The 17,071-nt window shown below is 68.1% G+C and carries 17 protein-coding genes; 10 read left to right on the top strand and 7 right to left on the bottom strand.

Translation table 11 applies throughout. The features are described from left to right. Nucleotides 1-28: 28 nt before the first annotated feature. Nucleotides 29-1,063: a glycosyltransferase family 2 protein gene (locus AEQ27_RS10525; RefSeq protein ID WP_054146614.1), complete on the bottom strand. Its 1,035-nt coding sequence runs from the start codon at nt 1,061-1,063 to the stop codon at nt 29-31. 104 nt (nt 1,064-1,167) lie between these two features. On the opposite strand from AEQ27_RS10525, the gene AEQ27_RS10530 reads away from it, so the two are divergent. The 6 genes from AEQ27_RS10530 (at nt 1,168) to AEQ27_RS10555 (ending at nt 9,217) form a co-directional block, all read left to right on the top strand. After that, nucleotides 1,168-3,723, top strand: coding sequence for a glycosyltransferase (locus AEQ27_RS10530; protein ID WP_054146615.1), 2,556 nt, complete (start codon nt 1,168-1,170; stop codon nt 3,721-3,723). An 85-nt stretch (nt 3,724-3,808) separates the two neighbouring features. Next, nucleotides 3,809-4,738 (top strand): ABC transporter permease, encoded by a 930-nt coding sequence (locus AEQ27_RS10535; RefSeq protein WP_054146616.1) that lies wholly within the window; start codon nt 3,809-3,811, stop codon nt 4,736-4,738. A 50-nt stretch (nt 4,739-4,788) separates the two neighbouring features. Then, a complete protein-coding gene (locus tag AEQ27_RS10540; RefSeq protein WP_152970312.1) occupies nt 4,789-5,991 on the top strand; it encodes an ABC transporter ATP-binding protein in 1,203 nt (400 codons plus the stop codon). A gap of 7 nt (nt 5,992-5,998) precedes the next feature. After that, the gene (locus AEQ27_RS17290) at nt 5,999-7,171 is read left to right on the top strand and encodes a glycosyltransferase family 1 protein (RefSeq protein ID WP_054146618.1); all 1,173 of its coding nucleotides are present in this window, start codon (nt 5,999-6,001) and stop codon (nt 7,169-7,171) included. Continuing rightward, nucleotides 7,168-8,031 carry a glycosyltransferase family 2 protein gene (locus AEQ27_RS10550; RefSeq protein ID WP_054146619.1) on the top strand — a complete coding sequence of 288 codons (864 nt, stop codon included), beginning with the start codon at nt 7,168-7,170 and terminating at the stop codon, nt 8,029-8,031. Before AEQ27_RS17290 ends, AEQ27_RS10550 begins: the two co-directional genes overlap by 4 nt. A 76-nt stretch (nt 8,032-8,107) precedes the next feature. Beyond that, nucleotides 8,108-9,217, top strand: a complete 1,110-nt coding sequence (locus AEQ27_RS10555) for a glycosyltransferase family 2 protein (RefSeq protein WP_054146620.1) — start codon at nt 8,108-8,110, stop codon at nt 9,215-9,217. A gap of 14 nt (nt 9,218-9,231) precedes the next feature. Here AEQ27_RS10555 and AEQ27_RS10560 read toward each other — a convergent pair whose 3' ends face one another. The 4 genes from AEQ27_RS10560 to AEQ27_RS10570 all read right to left on the bottom strand — a co-directional run bounded on the left by AEQ27_RS10560 (nt 9,232) and on the right by AEQ27_RS10570 (nt 11,955). Further along, a complete protein-coding gene (locus tag AEQ27_RS10560) occupies nt 9,232-10,203 on the bottom strand; it encodes a glycosyltransferase (protein WP_152970314.1) in 972 nt (323 codons plus the stop codon). 110 nt (nt 10,204-10,313) lie between these two features. Continuing rightward, a complete protein-coding gene (locus tag AEQ27_RS17830; protein WP_161805534.1) occupies nt 10,314-10,472 on the bottom strand; it encodes a hypothetical protein in 159 nt (52 codons plus the stop codon). A gap of 6 nt (nt 10,473-10,478) precedes the next feature. Next, nucleotides 10,479-11,342 carry a glucose-1-phosphate thymidylyltransferase RfbA gene (rfbA, locus tag AEQ27_RS10565; RefSeq protein ID WP_054146622.1) on the bottom strand — a complete coding sequence of 288 codons (864 nt, stop codon included), beginning with the start codon at nt 11,340-11,342 and terminating at the stop codon, nt 10,479-10,481. 1 nt (nt 11,343) lies between these two features. Further along, complete coding sequence (locus tag AEQ27_RS10570; protein ID WP_054146623.1) at nt 11,344-11,955, bottom strand: dTDP-4-dehydrorhamnose 3,5-epimerase family protein; 612 nt, start codon at nt 11,953-11,955, stop codon at nt 11,344-11,346. A gap of 132 nt (nt 11,956-12,087) precedes the next feature. Between AEQ27_RS10570 and rfbB the strand changes: the two genes are divergently transcribed. The 4 genes from rfbB to AEQ27_RS18360 are packed head-to-tail and all read left to right on the top strand — an operon-like array spanning nt 12,088 to nt 15,074. Further along, the gene (gene rfbB, locus AEQ27_RS10575) at nt 12,088-13,071 is read left to right on the top strand and encodes a dTDP-glucose 4,6-dehydratase (RefSeq protein ID WP_054146624.1); all 984 of its coding nucleotides are present in this window, start codon (nt 12,088-12,090) and stop codon (nt 13,069-13,071) included. After that, a complete protein-coding gene (gene rfbD, locus AEQ27_RS10580; protein WP_054146625.1) occupies nt 13,071-13,961 on the top strand; it encodes a dTDP-4-dehydrorhamnose reductase in 891 nt (296 codons plus the stop codon). The genes rfbB and rfbD overlap by 1 nt, the downstream gene beginning before the upstream one ends. Next, a complete protein-coding gene (locus AEQ27_RS18355) occupies nt 13,936-14,637 on the top strand; it encodes a glycosyltransferase (RefSeq protein ID WP_235451058.1) in 702 nt (233 codons plus the stop codon). The genes rfbD and AEQ27_RS18355 overlap by 26 nt, the downstream gene beginning before the upstream one ends. Beyond that, nucleotides 14,631-15,074: a glycosyltransferase gene (locus AEQ27_RS18360; RefSeq protein ID WP_369813634.1), complete on the top strand. Its 444-nt coding sequence runs from the start codon at nt 14,631-14,633 to the stop codon at nt 15,072-15,074. Before AEQ27_RS18355 ends, AEQ27_RS18360 begins: the two co-directional genes overlap by 7 nt. 117 nt (nt 15,075-15,191) lie before the next feature. Here the strand turns inward: AEQ27_RS18360 and AEQ27_RS10590 are convergent, their stop codons facing one another. Beyond that, nucleotides 15,192-16,535 (bottom strand): LCP family protein, encoded by a 1,344-nt coding sequence (locus tag AEQ27_RS10590; RefSeq protein ID WP_054146626.1) that lies wholly within the window; start codon nt 16,533-16,535, stop codon nt 15,192-15,194. Continuing rightward, nucleotides 16,532-17,068: a 5-(carboxyamino)imidazole ribonucleotide mutase gene (gene purE, locus AEQ27_RS10595; protein ID WP_255349763.1), complete on the bottom strand. Its 537-nt coding sequence runs from the start codon at nt 17,066-17,068 to the stop codon at nt 16,532-16,534. Before purE ends, AEQ27_RS10590 begins: the two co-directional genes overlap by 4 nt. Nucleotides 17,069-17,071: the final 3 nt, after the last annotated feature.

A 17,071-nucleotide genomic window follows, 5' to 3' on the forward strand; every position in this document is an offset into this window, starting at 1 on the left:
AAGGGGGGCTGACCGACGAGCACCGGCCCTAGCGTCGCAGCAGTGACTCGACCCGGACGCGGTCTCGAGACCCGACCCCGTCCCGGCGTCGCGACCTCAGCGCACCGACCACCAGGCGTGGCGCCTCCGACCAGAGCCTAACCCAGTCGCGTGGCTCGAGTTGGCGCTGCCGCGGGGTGGACAGCAGGTCGGTGACGCACTTTCCGACGGTCCGTGCGACGACGCGGCTGACCATCGGCAGGCTGCCGTTGCGGACGACGACAGCCAACCTGTTCCGCATGCTCTGGTACCGCACGAGGGAACCACTGCTGCTCGAGCTGCCCGCGTGGACGTGGATGGTCGTCGCGTCCTCCGCGTGCACGATCTCGTGCCCCGCGAGACGGAGGCGCCAGGCGAGGTCGAGGTCCTCGTAATACATGAAGAGGGACTCGTCGAAGCCGCCGACCTCGTCGAGGGCACGCCGGCGGATGAAGGCCGCGCCCCCCGAGAACCCGAACGGCGGTTCGGAGTGGGCCGGAGGCCCGTCCGGAGGAGCCGGGACGAGCCAGTCACGATCGTGGCCGTTCCCGTCCGCGGTGAGCTCGACCCCCGTCCCGTTGATCAACGTGGTGCCGCCCCGCTCCGACCGGACCCATCGGGCTCCGGCGTTCCCCACCAGCACGTGCTCCGGGTCGTCGTCGGGTGCCGCGGGTCGGAACCCGCCTTGGAGCAGGACCGTCGCGGCCACGGCAGCCACCTCCGTCGGGCCTTCGAGGAGGCGCTCCGTTCCGATCTCGAGGAATCCCGGGCCGGCGACCGCATCGTTGTTGACCAGGACGATCACGTCGCCCGAGGCGACGTCGAGGCCGCGGGCGACCCCGCCGGCGAAGCCGAGGTTGCGGGGCACGGCCACGACGACGAGACCGGAGAACTCGGACTCCCACCCGGCTCGGGCACCCGGCGAGGCCTCGTTCTCGACGAGGACCACCTCGGTCGCAGGGCCCGCCTGCGCGAACAGGGACTCCAGGCACCTCCTGGTCAAGTCGGGTTGCCGCCAGTTGACCACGATGACGGTGCTCTCCATGCCGGTAGTCTGTCAGGGACCTGCGCAGGAGCGTGCTCGTTATAGTTGGGTCCGCCCGGATCAGGTTCGCACCCATCGTCATTCGTCGTCTTGGAGTCCCCGTCTTGCCAGTTTCCACGTCGAGCGTCGTCTCCGTCGTCATCGTCAACTTCCGAGGAACGGACGACACGCTCGAGTGCGTCGCCCGCCTGAACGACGTCGACTGGCCAGCGGCACAACTCGAGATCCTGATCGTCGAGAACGGTTCCGGTGACGACAGCACCGCCAGGCTGACGGCGACGCTGGGCGAGCAAGAGAACGTGACGATCATCGTCTCGGACGAGAACCTGGGGTTCACGGGTGGCAGCAACCTCGGGGCCCGACGGGCTCGCGGCGAGTACGTGGCGTTCCTCAACAACGACTCGAAGCCGGGCACGGGGTGGATTCGCGAAGCCCTCGCGCAGTTCAACGTCAGTCCCAAGGTCGCCGCCGTCGGCAGCAAGGTCCTCGACTGGGACGGCAAGGCCATCGACTTCGTCCAAGGCAGCCTCACCTGGTTCGGCATGGGCTATAAGGACCGGGTCACCGAGATCGACACGGGTGAGTTCGACACCCCCCGGGACCTCCTGTTCGGCACGGGCTCCGCCCTGTTCGTCCGCAAGTCCGTGTTCCTCGAGGTGGGTGGCTTCGACGAGCGGCTGTTCATGTTCTACGACGACGTCGACCTGGGTTGGCGTCTAAACATCCTCGGGTACCGGGTGCGCTTCGCGCCGGCGTCGGTCGTGTACCACAAGCATCACGGCTCCATGAAGAGCTTCGGCGAGTACCGCGAGATGTACCTCCTCGAGCGGAACGCCCTGATGCTCATGTTCAAGAACCTCGGTGACGAGAGCCTCTCCAAGTTCTTGCCCGGGGCACTGGCCCTCCTCGCCCGTCGAGCGGTGGCCAAGAGCGGCCTCGACTCGGAGTCCTTCGACATCAGACGTTTCGTCGGAGCCGCGGACGAGTTCGACCGGGACACCCCGGTTGCCAAGGACACGGTCGCCGGCCTCTTCGCCCTCGACCAGTTCGTCAAGGAGCTCCCGTCGCTCCAGGAGACCCGGGACGACCTCCAGGCACGGCGCACCAAGACGGACGCCGACGTGTTCCGGCTCTTCGGCGACATCCTGAAGCCGCTGTTCGGTGACCCCTATTACCTCGAGGGCTTCCGGAACATCGTCGACGCGTTCGAGATCGAGGAGCACACCCAGCGACGTCGGGTGCTCGTCATCACCGGAGACGCGATCGGCGCCAAGATGGCGGGGCCCGCCATGCGCGCCTGGAAGATCAGCGAGGCGCTCTCCGAGCACAACGACGTCCGTCTCCTGACCTGGAACGTGGCCAACCGGAGCTCGGACACGTTCGAGGTCGAGCGGGTACGGCTGCAGAACGAGCACGAGATGCGCCAGCACGAGAAGTGGGCCGACGTCATCGTGTTCCAGGGCCACGCGCTGCACCACTTCCAGACCCTCAAGCGGTCCACGAAGATCATGGTCGCTGACCTCTACGACCCCATGCACCTCGAACAGCTCGAGCAGGGCCGCGAATGGGGACTTGCGCAATGGAAGAACCAGGTCGCCTCGGCGACCGAGGTGCTCAACGAGCAGCTGCTGCGCGCCGACTTCTTCCTCTGCGCCTCCGAGCGCCAGCGCCTCTTCTGGCTGGGCCAGCTCGCCGGGCTCGGGCGCATCAACCCGGAGAACTACGCAGCCGACGAGAACCTCGAAAAACTCATCGCGATCGCGCCGTTCGGCATGGACAGCACTCCCCCGGTCCACGAGCGACGAGCCATCAGGGGGGTCGTGGACGGCATCGGCGAAGACGACAAAGTCGTGATCTGGGGCGGGGGGATCTACAACTGGTTCGACACCATGACCCTGGTCCGGGCGATCGCCCTGCTCGCCGAACGCAGGCCCGACGTCCGACTGTTCTTCCTCGGCGTCGCGCACCCGAACCCCGACGTACCCGAGATGGCGATCGTGGCGAAGACCCGCGAGCTCGCCGCCCGCCTCGGCGTCGCAGGCAAGAACGTGTTCTTCAACGAGCAGTGGGTCCAGCTCGAGGACCGCCAGAACTACCTCCTCGAAGCCGACGCCGGCGTCAGCACCCACTACGACCACATCGAGACCACGTTCTCGTTCCGCACTCGCATCCTCGACTACATGTGGGCTGGCCTCCCGATCGTCACGACGCGCGGCGACAGCTTCGGCGATCTCGTGGGCGCCGAGGGCATGGGCGTGTCCGTGGCCGAGCGAGACGTCGAGGCCCTGGCTGACGCCCTCGAGACCGTGCTGTACGACCCCGCCGCCATCGCCTCTTCGCGAGAGGCCGTCACCCGTGTGGCGCAGGACTTCACCTGGGAGAAAGCCCTCGCCCCTCTCGTCGAATTCTGCAAGGACCCGTGGGTCGCGCCCGACCGGAGCGATGACGCTCCCGACGGATCCGTCGGTCGCAAGGTCAGGGCCGCGTCGGCTCTCACCGCTGAGGAGAAGTTCCACCGGATCGCCAACAGCCGTCACGGCATCCGCCGGGACGTGGCCCTCGCCCGTCACTACGTCACCCACGGGGGCGGCATCGACGTGCTCCGCGACAAGGTGAAGAACCGTCTCGCCACCACACGGGCCAGCAAGTACGGCAAGTGAGGACCCTCGCCTCCGGGACGCCCCGGAGCCGTCGAGCCCGTGCGGGTTATAGTTCTCCAGTTTTCCGATCGAAGAGGTAACCCGCATGACCACAACGACACCCGGCACCACGACACCTTCCCAGCGGTTCGCCCGTCTCGCGGACGAGCCCATGGTCGTCGCCGGGCAGCCCTCCTCCGGGTTCTCGGGTGCGTTCGGCATCGTCCGTGAGATCTTCGCCCACCGGCAGCTGCTCGATCTGCTCATCCGACGCGACCTGAAGTCCCGCTACAAGGACAGCGCGCTCGGCTTCGTGTGGACTCTCATCCGGCCCATCACGCAACTGCTGATCTACTACGTGATCCTCGGCCAAGTCCTCGGCGCGGCCCGGAACATCCCCGGGTTCGCGGTCTATGTCTTCGCCGGCCTCACGATCTACGGACTGTTCTCCGAGATGATCGCGGGAAGCACGTCCTCGGTGGTCAGCAACGCCGGGCTCATCAAGAAGGTCTACGTCCCGCGAGAGATCTATCCGCTGGCGAGCATCGGGTCCGCGCTCTTCAACTTCGGCATCCAGCTCGTCGTGCTCCTCGCGGCGACCGCTGTCACGGGGTCCTTCCCCTGGCACGTCGAGCTGCTCTACTTCTTCCCCTCCGTCATCGTCATCCTGATCTACGGGACGGCCTTCGGGCTGCTGCTGGCAGCGGCGAACGTCTACCTCCGGGACATGCAGTACCTCGTCGAGGTGCTGCTCATGTTGGCCATGTGGGCCTCCCCCATCGTCTACGCCTGGACGATGGTGAGCGAGAAGCTCGAGGGCCGCTGGTCGTGGCTCCTGGGCCTCTACACGGACAATCCCATCACCCTCGCCGTGCTCGGTTTCCACCGGGCGTTCTGGACGGCCGGTGGTGACGAACACTATCCGGACGACCTCCTGCTGCGAATGGGTGTCGCGGCGGTGATCGGCCTGATCCTGGTCGTGCTCTTCCAGCGCGTGTTCGCGAAGCTCCAAGGCAACTTCGCGCAGGAGCTCTGACCCGAATGGACGACATCATCACGCACGACAGCCGGGGGACGAATTCCCTCATGCCTCCCACGTCCGCGCCGACCGTGGTCTCGGTCCAGGGGGTCTCGAAGAAATTCGTCATCCGCAAGGACAACTCCCTCAAAGAGCGTCTCGTGACCCTCGGACGTGCGGGACGTCGCCACAGCGAGGCCTTCTGGGCGCTCAAGGACGTCACCCTCGACATCCCCGCAGGTGTCACGATCGGCCTCCTCGGGCCCAACGGCTCGGGCAAGAGCACCTTGCTCAAGGCCATCGGCGGCATCATCGAACCGACGACGGGCACGATCACCCGTCGCGGACGTCTCGCGGCGCTGCTCGAGCTCGGGGCCGGGTTCCACCCCGACCTCACCGGTCGGGAGAACGTCTACCTCAATGCCGCGATCCTCGGACTCAGCCAGGCAGAGACCGAAGAACGCTTCGACGACATCCTGCAGTTCAGCGGGATCGGCGACTTCATCGACACCCAGGTCAAGTTCTATTCGTCGGGCATGTACGTGCGGCTGGCCTTCGCCGTCGCCGTCCACACCGACCCGGACGTCCTCCTCGTCGACGAGGTCCTTGCCGTCGGTGACGAGGCCTTCCAGCGCAAGTGCCTGGACAAGATCAGGGAGTTCCAGCAGCAGGGTCGCACGATCATCCTCGTGAGCCACTCCCTGGGGCAGGTGCAGGAGATGTGCGACATGGCCGTCGTCCTGTCGCAAGGCGAGGTCAAGTTCCAGGGCAGTGCCGCCGACGCGGTGAAGAACTTCCGGGACATCCTCGAGGGCCGTCGGGTCGCCGAGGCGGCCGAGGCGGAACCCGACGAGGATCCCTCGCCGGGTCGAGTCCTCGAAGCGGAGATCCATGCCGAGGGTCGTGCCCCGGGGGAGGAATTCCAGCCCGGTGACACCCTCGTGGTCACGATGACGTACTCGCATTCGACACTGCTCCCCGCGTGGCATTCGGGCCTGAAGATCGAGACCACCCTGGGCACGCAGGTCTACGGCACGGACAGCCGGATGCTCGGTCTGGTCCACGAGCCGCTGGACGGGACGGCGTCCGTCGAGTACCGACTCCGCGATGTCAGCTTCGGTGCCGGGCAGTTCTTCGTCCACGCGTTCTTCGCCGAACCGGACGGATCACACATCGCCATCCGTCGCCAGGCTGCACGGTTCGTCATGTCCGACGACGACCGAGGCAGCGGCGTGGTACGAGTCGATGCCGTGGCACGTGAAATGGACTGATCGACTCGTGGAACGCCCCAGAGTCCTCGTCGACGCCACGTCCCTCCCGCCTACGCGTGGAGGCGTTGCGCGTTACCTCGCGGGCCTGCTCGTCGGCCTCAGCGAGATCGAGGCACCGGTCCTCGTGGTGGTCAAGCCCGAGGACCTCGCGTGGCTGAGTGGACAAGCCCCCCGGCACGACTACGTCACCTCACCGCCCTGGTTGACCAGTCGACCGCTCCGACTCGTCTGGGAACAGTGGGGACTTCCGCGACTGGCGCGACGCCACGGCGTCGACGTCATCCACTCGCCTCATTACACCTTCGCTCTCGCTGCGGCTCGGCGGACCGTCGTCACCGTCCACGACGGAACCTTCTTCTCCGCCCCCGAGGACCACGGACGCGTCAAGGGCCTGTTCTTCCGCACGTGGATCGCGCTCGGGCGGAGGCTCGCCGCACGGTCCATCGCGCCGAGTGACGCGACGTCCCGAGAACTGGCTCAGTACGCTAGAGCGGCCCACGGCCCCGTAGACGTGGCCCATCACGGTGTCGACCCCGTAGTCTTCCGCCCTCCGTCGGACGAATCGGTCCGGGCCTTCGCCGCACGGCTAGGCCTCGACCCACGCGTGGGGTGGATCGCCTTCCTGGGGACCGTCGAGCCACGCAAGAACGTGGGCCCTCTCATCGCCGCCCATGAAGCCATGACGCAACGTGACGCGACGACGCCGCCACTCCTCGTGGCGGGAGGACTCGGATGGGACGTCGAGGCCTCCCGGCGCCTGGAGGAGGCCGGAGACGTCGTCGGTGGAACCCTCCGCTACCTGGGGTACCTCCCTCTCGACGACCTGTCCCCCTTCCTCGGTGGAGCATCCCTCGTCGTCTACCCGAGCAGCGCAGAAGGATTCGGTCTCCCCGTGCTCGAGGCCATGTCCACCGGAGCACTCGTCCTGACGACCGACCGCACGGCCCTTCCCGAGGTAGGAGGGGACGCGGTGATCTACGCCGAACCCGTAGAGGGTTCGTTGACGACCGCGATGACGGAAGCCCTGACCGACAGGGACGGCGGAGCGGCGCTCCGTGGACGAGCCGTAGGTCGTGCCAAACTCTTCACCTGGGCCGCCTGCGCCGTCGTCCACCATGCTGCCTACCGGGCAGTGAGCGACGGGGCTGCCTCGGGCGAAAACGGTCGAGAACGAGAATGAACCAGAACACTGACCCCACGGTCGCGATCGTGACCGTGAGCTACAACTCCGGTCGCTACCTGGCCGACTTCCTCGACTCGACGCTGGAAGCCTCGGAACACCCCGGAACGGTCATCGTGCTCGTGGCCGACAACTCGTCCGCCGACGAGAGCGAGGCGCGTGCCGAGACCGAGAAGCACGGCGCGATCTTCCTCCCGGTCGGGGGAAACCGCGGCTACGGGTCAGCGGTCAACCACGCAGCCCGTCACATGCCCGACAGCGTTCGCTGGCTCCTCATTTCGAACCCTGACGTCGTCTTGACTCCGGGTGTCGTCGACACACTGGTGCTGACCGCGGAACGAGACGCCGAGATAGGGGCCGTGGGCCCTGTCGTCCGGGAGGTCGACGGAGAGGTCTATCCGTCGGCGCGTCGCATCCCGTCGCTGCGGACCGGACTCGGTCACGCCCTCTTCGCCAACGTGTGGCCCGAGAACCCGTGGACACGCTCGTACCACCGCGACGGTGAGACCTCGGTCCGTCGGACCACCGGCTGGCTCTCGGGGGCCTGCCTCCTCGTCCGGCGTGAGGTCTTCGACGAGCTCGAAGGATTCGACGAATCCTTCTTCATGTACTTCGAGGACGTCGATCTGGGTTGGAGGCTCGGGCGCCTCGGGTACTCCAACGTCTTGGAACCCGCCGCCCAGGTCGTGCACGTCGGCGCACACTCGACGCAGTCCTCATCGTCGGCCATGCGTCGAGCGCATCACCGGAGCGCCTACCGGTTCCTGGCGAAGAAGTATCCGGGCGTCGTGCTGGCTCCGCTCAGGCTGGCCCTGCGGGTCGGCCTCGCCGTGCGCGCTCGCGTCGGCCCCGGTCGGTGACCTCCGAGAACCCGTCATCGGTCACACCAGGTCCCCCCGACGGGTCCTGGCCACCCCATCCCCCGAAGGAGCAACCATGATCCTCGCCGTCACCGCGATGGTCCGAGACGAGATCGATCTGATCGACGCCTGGGTCGGACACCATCGCGCGCAGGGTGTCGATGTCATCATCGTCACCGACAACGCGTCGGAAGACGGCACGAGGGAAGCCCTCCAGACTCACGCGGACGCGGGGCACCTCGTGCTCCTCCACGACCCCGTCCACCGGAAGCAGCAGGGCACAGTCGTCACACAGATGGCTCGGGATGCGGCCGTTCTGCACGGGGCGGACTGGGTCGTCAACGCCGACGCCGACGAGTTCCTCGTACCCGTCGACCGGACCCTCACTCTGAAGGACGTCTTCACCCGACTCGACCCGGCGATCCGATCGTTCACCGTGCCGGTCGTCAACTTGATCGGCCCCCTCGCCGAGTCGGGGGCCGGATTCGATCGGCTCGTGTGGCGAGACGATCGATCGTCCGAGGATCTTGCGGCCGCCGGGCTGCTGGCGCATCCCACCCACAATGCCGTCCACGTCGGATCTGCCGACGTCGTCGTCGCGCAGGGCAATCACATCGTCACGATCGAGAGCAAAGGATCTCCCCCACCGGGACTGGAGCTCGAGGTCCTGCACCTCCCCTGGCGGTCGTGGCGGCAGGTCGAGCGCAAGGTCGCCATGGCAGGAGCGGGATACCAGGCCAACCCGGATCTGAACCCCAGTCCGAACCACCACGGTATGCGGGACTTCCTCCGCCTGAAGGAAGGGACCCTGCTCCCTTACGCGGCAGCGAGACACCTCGACGCCGACGCGGCCGTTCGGTCAGGACTCGTCGAGGACACCTTCCTGCGGGACGAGCTGTACGGGCTCGGACTGAGTAGCGGCACCGAGGAGTCTCCCCTGGACGGTCGCCTCGCCACGGTCGCGTCCGACGCCGGCCGTGCCCTGGTGTCTCGCGATCGAGCCTTCGAACGACGAGACCGTGAGGCCGAGGCGGCGGAGCACGAGCTGAGGCGAGCCGTCGAGGCCCTCGAGGTCCGCCTCCGGCAGGTCGAAGGCGAGCTCTCTGCGCAGAAAGCCCGGCGCGTGGTCCGGCTCGTCGATGCCGTCAGCGAGAGGACGCGAGGAGGACGGAAGCGTTCCGACTGAAGGGCACGACCGCGCTAGCCCTCCCGCGGCAGGAACAGGTCGGCGTAGCGACCGGCCAGGGATATCGGTGACCGTTCCCGCGCCGCGGCCAGGGCGGACTCCCGGAGCGCTCCGTGCTCTCGGTGCACTCGCTCGACGGCATCGCGCAGAGAGTGCAGGTCGTCGCCGTCGTCGCCCTGCACGGCCCAGAGCGGGAGTTGCCACGTCGGTTCCAAGGGCCAGGTGGCGCGAAGAGACCCACCGATGAGCACGGGCACACCGTAGGAGGCGGCGAGCAGGGCCACTCCGCTGTTGAGGCCTCCGTCGTACGGGAGGACGAGGGCGTCGGCCCGACCGAACACGCTCGGCACCCGGGTCGGTTCGACGTACCCGGGTTCGAACCGCACCCCGTCGCATCGCTCGAGCTGTTCGCGCACGTCGTCCTCGGAGAGAGTCCCGCCGACACGTCCGACCACGTCGAGCTCGACGTCGAGGCCGGCTCGACGTGCCCGGTCGACGAGTCGCGCGAACTCGAGGATGCCCTTGTACGGTCGGACCTCGCCGAACGCCAGCAGGCGCACCGTCCCCACCGTCGCCGAACCCGCCCCTGCCCCGTCCGGTTCGACCGCATAGCTCGGATGCGGAATGCGGACGACTTTCTCGACGGGGAGGACGTACAGGGGCGCGACGATGTCGACCGTTCCGGGATTCATGACGTGAACGGCATCGACCGTCTCGGCGAGGAGACGGTGGAACGCCAGCTCCGGTGTCACGTGGTGGGACTCGTGCGACACGACGTTGTGGACGGTCCAGACGACGCGGACGCCCAGGGCCCTCAGTTCGCGCACGGTGTCCACGAAGCGCAGGACCCGCTGCATCGAGGCCACGACGTCCGGTACGACCTGCGTCACAGGCGTCGACCACCCCAGGTGCACGGTGTCGGGCAGCTCGCCTCCGAGCTGCGCGGTCAGTTCGCCGACGGAGAAGAAGGGCCCGACTCCGGACACGCGATCCCCCCGTCCGCGCAAGCCGAGGTAGACCATCTCGTGCCACGGATTGTCGGGGTAGTGAGGGAAGACGGCCAGGAGGCGACCGTCACCTCTCGTGCCCACCGGGGTCATCGGCGGAACAGCCGACGCCATGACCTCCGACGTCGGGTCAGCTCCGCATCCAACTCGGCTTCGAGCTCACGCACGCGGGCTTCGAGACGACCCACCCGCTCGGCGGCCGTCTCGACCTCGAGGGTCGCGCGGCCGAGGAGGTCAGCGAGGTCCATCGCCGGTCAGACGGCCAGGAGGTTCTGCAGGTAGACGCCGTAGCCGCTCTTCGCCAGCGGCGCCGCCAGGTCGGCGAGGTGCTCGTCGTCGATCCACCCGTTGCGCCAGGCGATCTCCTCGATGCAGCCGATCTTGTGCCCTTGACGGTCTTCGATGACCCGGACGTACTCGGACGCCTGCATCATCGACTCGAAGGTGCCCGTGTCGAGCCAGGCCGTGCCGCGATCGAGCACCTGGACCTGCAAGTCGCCGGCCTCGAGGTAGCGCTCGTTGACCGTCGAGATCTCGAGCTCACCACGGGGGCTGGGCTCGATCGTCTTGGCGATCTCGACGATGCGGTTGTCGTAGAAGTAGAGCCCCGGGACGGCGTAGTTGCTCTTGGGGACCGCCGGCTTCTCCTCGATGGAGACCGCCTTGAAGGCCTCGTCGAACTCGACCACGCCGTAGGCCTTGGGGTCGGAGACGTGGTACGCGAAGATGGTGGCACCCTCGACGTCGGCGTTCTTCTTCAGATTCGACCCGAGTCCCACACCGTGGAAGATGTTGTCGCCGAGGACCAGCGCGACCGAGTCGTCACCGATGAAGTCCTCGCCGATGATGAACGCCTGAGCGAGACCGTCGGGTGACGGCTGGACGGCGTAATCGATGGTCATGCCGAGGTGCGAGCCGTCGCCGAGCAGGGCACGGAACTGATCGTTGTACTCCGGCGTCGTGATGACCAAGACCTCGCGGATGCCCGCCATCATCAACGTCGACAGGGGGTAGTAGACCATCGGCTTGTCGTAGATCGGCATGAGCTGCTTCGAGATGCCCTTGGTGATCGGCCAGAGGCGCGTGCCGGAGCCCCCGGCGAGGATGATGCCCTTCACGTCAGACCGTCTTTCCGTCGAGGGACGCGTAGTACGCCCGCATGTCGTCCCACGTGGGCAGGAGACCTGCCGACGCGGCCTGGCTCAGGGAGGGTGCCTCGGTGTCCTTCGGCGAGAGGAGGGGCTCGCCCGCCTCGGCCGGGAAGACGAGACCGATCTCGCTGTCGAGGGGATCGATCCCGTGCTCTCGCTCGGCATTGAAGGTGTCGGTGACGAGGTAGCTCACCGTCGCGTCGTCGGTGAGCGCGACGAAAGCATGCCCCAGCCCCTCGGCGATGTAGATCGCCCGACGGTCCGTGTCGTCCAGGAGGACCGTGTCCCACTGACCGTAGGTCGGTGACCCGACGCGGATGTCGATGACGTAGTCGAGCACGGCCCCGTGCGTCGCCGTCACGTACTTGGCCTGCCCGAGGGGCACGTCGGCGAAGTGGATGCCCCGGACGACACCACGCTTGGAGACCGACGTGTTCGCCTGTCGCAGGTCGATGGGGTGTCCCACGACCTCGGCGAGTTTGTCGAAGCGGTACCACTCGAGGAACACCCCTCGGTCGTCACCGAACTGCTTCGGTGTGATCTCGTAGCTGTCTGGGATCTTCAGTTCGCGGATCTGCACCCGGGCACTCTACCGGCCTGCCCGGTTCCGCACGTCTCCGACCCGACACGGAGCACGCCGCGGGTCAGCAGAGGCGGGAGGCGCCCTCCGCTACCATGGATCGACCGCCTGCGATCGACCCAAGGGACCACTGTGAAAATCCTCGTCACCGGCGGAGCCGGCTTCATCGGCTCCAACTTCGTCCGCCGCACGCTCGAAGACGCCTACCCGGGCCTCGAAGGGGCCGAGGTCGTCGTCCTCGACGCGCTCACCTACTCGGGCAACGAGGCCAACCTGGTGAGCGTCGCCGACTCCCCCCGCTACACCTTCGTCAAGGGCGACATCCGTGACGGCGCCCTGCTCGACACGCTCTTCCCCGAGGTCGACGCCGTCGTCCACTTCGCGGCGGAATCACACGTCGACCGCTCGGTCCGCGACGCCTCGATCTTCGTCGAGACCAACGTGCTCGGCACCCAGCAGCTGCTCGACGCCGCCCTGCGCAACGACCTGAAGCGCTTCGTCCACGTCTCAACCGACGAGGTCTACGGCTCCATCGCCGAGGGCTCGTGGGCCGAGGACCGCCCGCTCGAGCCGAACTCGCCCTACTCCGCCTCGAAGGCCGGCAGCGACCTGCTCGCCCGCAGCTACCACCGCACGCACGGGCTGAACGTCTCGATCACGCGCTGCAGCAACAACTACGGTCCGTACCACTTCCCCGAGAAGGTCATCCCGCTCTTCGTCACGAACCTGATCGACGACGTGCACGTCCCTCTCTACGGCGAAGGCAACAACATCCGTGACTGGCTGCACGTCGACGACCACACCCGCGGCATCGCGATGGTGCTCGTCAGCGGCCGCGCGGGCGAGATCTACAACATCGGCGGCGGCACCGAGCTCACCAACAAAGAGCTCACCGAGATGCTGCTCGAGGCCACCGGCAAGGACTGGTCCTACGTCGACCGTGTCCAGGACCGTCTGGGCCACGACCTGCGGTACTCCGTCGACATCTCCAAGATCCGCGACGAGCTCGGCTACGAGCCCCAGGTCCCCTTCGAGAAGGGCCTCGCCGACGTCGTCCAGTGGTACCGCGACAACCGCGAGTGGTGGCAGCCCCTCAAAGAGCGCGCCACCCTCTGATGGTCGCCGCCCAGAACTCCAAGTACCTCGTCACCGGGGCCCGGGGCATGCTCGGCACCGATCTCCTCGAAGCACTGTTCGGGCGTGACGTCACGGTGCTCGGCCGTGCCGACCTCGACGTGACCGACCGGGACGCCGTCTTCGCCGCCGTCCAGGGGCACGACGTCGTCGTCAACGCCGCCGCGTACACCGCCGTCGACGCGGCCGAGACCGACGAAGAGGCCGCGCTGGCCGTGAACGGCACCGCAGCCGGCCTCCTCGCCGAGGCCACCGCCTCCGTCGGGGCGAAGCTCGTCCAGGTCTCGACCGACTACGTCTTCGACGGCGACGCCACCGAGCCCTACGCCGAGGACGCCACCATCGCGCCGGTGAGCGCCTACGGCCGCACCAAGGCCGAGGGAGAGAAGCTCGCCCTCGCGGCCAACCCCGAGGGCACCTACGTCGTGCGCACGGCGTGGTTGTACGGCGCCCACGGGGGCAACTTCGCCAAGACCATGGTCAAGCTCGCGGCCTCACACGACACGGTCAAGGTCGTCGACGACCAACTGGGGCAGCCGACCTGGACGGCCGACCTCGCGGCGCAGATCGTCGCGTTGCTCGACTCCGACGCCCCTGCCGGCGTGTACCACGGCACCAACTCGGGCAGCGCGAGCTGGTTCGAGTTCGCCCAGGCCGTCTTCGACGAGGCCGGGCTAGATCCTGCCCGGGTGCTCCCGACGGACAGCTCGGCCTTCGTCCGCCCTGCACCGCGACCGAGCTACAGCGTCCTCGGCCACGACGCCTGGGCACGAGCCGGACTGACGTCGATGCGTCCGTGGAGAGAAGCGCTGGCCGAAGCCGCGAACAGGGGAGTGTTGCAGACCGATGACCACGCTGCGAGTAGTCGTTGACCAGATCCTGGCTCCCATCCCCGGGGGCATCGGGCGCTACACCGAAGAACTGACCCGCGCCCTCGTCGAGACCGCTCCCCGTGGTTGCGAGGTCGAGGGGGTCGTGGCGGCCCATCCGCAGACCGACTACGACCGGTTGACCGATCTGCTGCCCGGCCTGTCCCACGTCGCCAAGTCACCGCTCGGTCGCCGCGAATTGGCGTTGGCCTGGCAGGGCGGCGTCGTCGGCCTCCCCGGGCGCGGCATGGTCCACGCGACCAGCCTGTTCGCCCCCCTCTACCGACACGACCGTGCGCTCGACCCGGGGACACAGACGGTCGTCACCATCCACGACACCGTCCCGTGGACCCACCCCGAGACCCTCACCCCGCGCGGCGTCCGCTGGCACAAGGCCATGACCAAGCGCGCTTTCAAGCACGCCGACGGGGTCGTCGTGCCGACCCACAGCGTGGCCCGCGAACTCGCCGAACTCTTCCCCTTCGGCGACCGCCTCCGCGTCATCGGTGGGGCGGTGAGTCCCAAGCTCGCCGTCCCTGCGGACGCCGACGAGGTCGCCGACACCCTCGACCTGCCCGAGCGCTACGCACTGAGCGTCGGCACGCTCGAACCACGCAAGGGCATCGAGCCGCTCATCCAGGCTCTCGCCCACCCCGACGCCCCCACCTGCCGTTGCTGATCGTCGGACCCGAGGGGTGGGGAGACGTCAAGGTGGCCGACCTCGTGGCCGCCGCCGGCCTACCCGCCGACAAGGTCCGCACCATGGGCTTCGTGTCGGACGAACAGCTGGCGGTGCTGCTGCAGCGGGCTTCGGTCTTCGTATTCCCCAGTCTCGCCGAGGGTTTCGGGCTGCCGGTCGTCGAGGCCTTCAGCCTGGGTACGCCCACGATCGTCTCGGACGCCCCCGCCCTGCTCGAGGTCGCGGCCGACGCGGCCGTCAGCGTGGCCCGGGAAGACGCCGCCGGCTATCCCGAGCGCCTCGCGCAGGCCATGTTCCAGGTCGTCTCCGACGTCGAACTCTCGACTCGTCTCGGCATCGCCGGGATCGACCGTGCACGAGCCTTCAGTTGGCGGGACTCGGCCGACAAGGTGTGGCAGCTCCACGCCGCCCTCTGAGCCACCGTGCGGCCCCAGGGGCGACGTGAGCGCCCCGCGGAGCCGCACCGCGCCTCCTCGTCCCGTCGGCGTGCGCCGTCAGGCGACGGACCTCGCGAGACGGGCTCAGACGGCCCGTCAGGGTGCGGGAGCCGAGGTCGTGGCCTGGGCCACCGCGGCCCGCATCGCGTCGTAGTCGGGGTAGACGTTGTCGTAGGTCGGCGGGACGAGCTCGAGGCTGGTGATCTGCTGCGACTTGGCTTTGGCGGCCAGGTCGACGAAGGCCGCGAGGGCCCCTTGCGGGATGTCGGTGTCGACGGTCTGCACCCCCGCCGATGCGACGGCCTGGAACTTCGACAGCACCGTCGCCGGCTGGAACTGCGAGAGCAGCGCCTGCTGCACCTCGCGCTGACGAGACATGCGGTCGTAGTCGCTGGTGCCGTGCCGCGCTCGCGCGTACCAGAGCGCGTGATAACCGTCGAGCTTCTGCTCGCCGGGTTCGATCCAACCGTCGACGTTGATCGGCTGGCCGTTGCGATCGACTCCCCCGTTGATCGGGATGCGCTGCTGCACGTCCACCTGGATGCCACCGAGGGCGTCGATGAGGTCGACGAAGCCCTGCATGTCGATCAGGGCGTAGTACTGCACCGTGAGGCCGGTGATTCCCTCGACCGCATCACGCATCGCCTCGACACCGGGGTTGCTGCCCTTCGACTCGGCGTCGGGGTACAGATCGGGGTGCTCTTCCCCGTAGGTGTAGAGGAAGCTCACGAGGCAGTCGTCGCCGCAGTCGTAGCCGTCGGGGTAGTCGCCGTAGAGCGGCGACCCCGCGACGAAGGGTGCGTCGTACAGGTTGCGGGGAATGCCCACGATGGTGGTCGCACCGGTCTCGGCGTCGATGCTGGCGACCGAGATGCTGTCGGGGCGCAGACCGGTGCGGTCGGCCCCGGCGTCGCCGCCGAGCAACATGATGTTGTAGCGCCCGTCGACAGGAGGCGCGGCGTCGGCCCTCGAGGTGAACAAGCTGTTGAGCAGACCGTGCTGCACCCCCGCGAGGTAGGCCCCGCAGGCGGCGGGTCCGACGGTCACCACCATCAACAGCACCATCGCTCCGGCGAGGAGGCCCCGGGCCGAAGGGGCCGTCCGGACGATGCGGGCCAACCGGAGCGTGTCGACGGTCAGCCCCACCCACAGCACCGCGTAGTACGCGAGGAAGACCTGGACGACGGTCAGGGCGACGACGTTGGTCGCGATCTCGATCAAGGGTGAGCGGAAGGCGAACGCCAGGACGACGACGACGACCGCGACCGCCCAGAAGACGAGGGTGGAGGCGAGCCCCCACCGGCCGAGGCGGCGACTGCCCGCGAGCACCTGCGCCGACCCGGGCACGACCACGTTCAGCAGGACGAGCACCCACGCCCGCTTCGTCATGAACGGCTCGGAGGTGACGTCCGGATGCCGGACGGGCAGGGAGGTGCTCACAGCGATCGACGCAGGTCGGCGTTCTTCTGCTCGACCAGCTCGGCCAGGGACTCGGCGTGGCGGGCCAGCCGCTCCGCGGCCACCGGGGCGCGCGAGCCGAGGAGGCGGGCCGCGGGCCGACCGGCGGTCACCGCGCCGCCGATCGAGACCGTCGCCACGGGGATGCCGGCCGGCATCTGCACGATCGAGAGCAGCGAGTCCAGGCCGTCGAGCTTGGCCAGGGCCACGGGCACACCGACCACGGGGAGGGTCGTGACCGACGCGATCATGCCGGGCAGGTGCGCGGCTCCCCCGGCCCCGGCGATGATGACGGACAGTCCGCGGCCGGCGGCATCGCGACCGAAGGCGATCATCTTGTCGGGAGTGCGGTGGGCCGAGACGACGTCGACCTCGTGCGGGATGCCCAGCTCGGACAGGACGGTCGAGGCCCCCTGCATGGTGGGCCAGTCACTGTCGGAGCCCATGACGATGGCGACCTTCGCGGGTACGGCGGGGTCGTTCGGGCGCACGTCGGTGCTCTTCGGGTCGGACACGGA

This window comes from Frigoribacterium sp. RIT-PI-h (assembly GCF_001297205.1).
In the GTDB taxonomy this organism is placed as follows: Bacteria; Actinomycetota; Actinomycetes; order Actinomycetales; family Microbacteriaceae; genus Frigoribacterium.